At 62.0% G+C, this 2,115-nt stretch carries 2 protein-coding genes; both read left to right on the top strand.

Features of this window, described 5'->3' with window-relative positions; genetic code table 11:
* On the top strand, nt 1–360 hold a 360-nt coding region (locus AC1DD5_RS25580), incomplete at its 5' end, for a TOBE domain-containing protein (RefSeq protein ID WP_477523118.1).
* Nucleotides 357–2,108: an ABC transporter permease gene (locus AC1DD5_RS25575; RefSeq protein ID WP_477523117.1), complete on the top strand. Its 1,752-nt coding sequence runs from the start codon at nt 357–359 to the stop codon at nt 2,106–2,108. The genes AC1DD5_RS25580 and AC1DD5_RS25575, both read left to right, overlap by 4 nt.
* Nucleotides 2,109–2,115: the final 7 nt, after the last annotated feature.

Here is a 2,115-nt window from a genome sequence, read left to right as displayed (position 1 = left end):
CCCGATGTGTCGGCGGAAACGGCGAACCTGCGCGTGCGCCAACAGGCCATCCGGTTGGGCACTATCGACTCACTTGCCCCTGGAGAGATGGGTGTTGAAGGAGGCACGATTGCCGATGTCGAGTATGGGGGCGCCTCTGTCGATGTCGTCGTCAAGTTCGTCGATGGTCGGTCTGTCTCGAGCCGTATCCCACTTACGGGGGAGGGAGAGCACCGCTTCGAACCAGGTTCGAGAACCACCGTCATCTTCTCGGCATGTGATGCCAAGCTCTTCCCCACCAGTCCGACCGGCTCGGCGGGAACCGGCCAGCCCGCGCACAACGATGTCGCGCTGGAGCAGAAAGCTGGGGCGGGCAGATGAGCGTTTCGGACATCCAGGTTTCCGATCACGGAACGGCCGGGCCCGGTCCAGGCGTTCCGTTCGCGCCGGGTGCGTCGCAGAAGCCGCGTTTGCGGGTTCGACCCGTCCATCTTTGGACCCTCGGCGTGGTGTTGTTCGTTGTCTTCGTCGGACTTCTGGTTCTGCGGCCGATCTACTTCATCGTCGACCGGTCGGCGCTGAACAACGGTTTCACCACAGCGTTCACKGATCCGTTCATCTGGCAGGCGATCGGGACCACGATCGTGCTCACGGTCGGGGCCGTGGTGCTGGCGCTGGTCGTCGGCACTGCCCTGGCCTGGTTCTCCCTGCGTCTTCCGCGAGGCCTGGGCTGGATGTCGGCGTTGCCCGTCATGTCCATCCTGATGCCTTCCGTGGCGAGCATCACAGGCTGGATCTTCCTGTTCTCTCCGCGGGTCGGGTTCGCCAACACGGTGCTTCGCACCCTGCCCTGGTGGTCGGASCAGACGTCCGGKCCGATCGATGTCTACACCACCCCGTGGATCATCTTGTGCACGGGCCTTCAAATCGCGGCCTTCGTGTACCTGTTCATGAGYTCTGGCTTCACCGGRGTCAACTCCGACCTGATCGAGGCYGCTGAGGTCGCCGGATCCTCAAAACTCGGAGTGTTCTTCCGTGTCACCCTCCCCCTTGTCCGGCCCTCGCTCGTTTACGCCACGGCGACTGCGATCCTGTTGGCTCTGGGACAGTTCACCGCACCGCTCCTGCTCGGACGCAACTCCAACATTCAGGTCCTCACGACCCGRATATTCACGTACCTGAACAGCTCGCCGGTCGACTTCAATGCGGCCGCCGCGCTAGGCGTTCCGCTGGTAGTCGTCGGCGTGATCATTGTCTTCGGACAACGGGCGCTACTGGGAAACCAGAGCCGGTTCGTCACCCACGGCGGCAAGGGCTTCAAAGCGGTCGGGCGGCCCTCATGGTCCGGCGTSGTCTGGATCGGTGCTTATGCSCTCTTGACGGCCGTGTTGCCGCTGCTTGCCATCATCATTGTCGCGGTTTCGCCGCGATGGTCAGCGGACATCGTGCCCTCGACATTCACGCTCCAGCATTTCTCTGAGGCGTTGAACTCGCCAGAGATTCTCAGTTCAGTGCAGAACAGTGTGCTGTTCTCGCTCACCTCGATCCTGATCGTCATCCCCATCGGCTTCCTGTGCTCGGCGATCCTGGTCTACGGACGCCGATTCAAACTGTGCCAAATCGTCCTGGAYTTCGTGGTCGCCATGCCTCTGGGCATGCCCGCGCTCATCTTCGGTCTGGGCTTCATTTTGGCTTACAGCGGACCCCCCATCAACCTCTACGGCACAAGCTCGGTGGTGATCGCTGTCTACGTGACACTGATGATCCCGTTCTCCGTCAGACTTCAATCAGCCGCAATGCTCTCCCTCGGAAAGCAGTACATCGAGGCATCACAGGTGGCCGGTGCCAACCTCTGGCGAACCACGCTCAACGTCCTGCTACCGCTCATGCGATCTGCTTTCGGAGCCGCMGCTGCACTGATCTTCCTCCTGCTCAGCCACGAATTCGCCGCGTCAATGCTCGTCCGCGCACCCACCACCCAGGTCATGGGAACGACCCTCTACGACCTACTCGAATTCGGCTCGTATTCCGCGGTTGCGGTGCTTGCCCTGATAATGGCCGCCGTTTCGCTAGTCGGGCTCGGTCTTGCCTTCCTGCTAGGCGGCCGGGGCGCCCTGAAAGGCCTCTAGAGGGAGA

The organism is Paenarthrobacter sp. 10L420 (assembly GCF_056395385.1).
The sequence above is the reverse complement of the archived record's forward strand: the minus strand, read 5'-3'. Positions and strand labels throughout refer to the sequence as shown.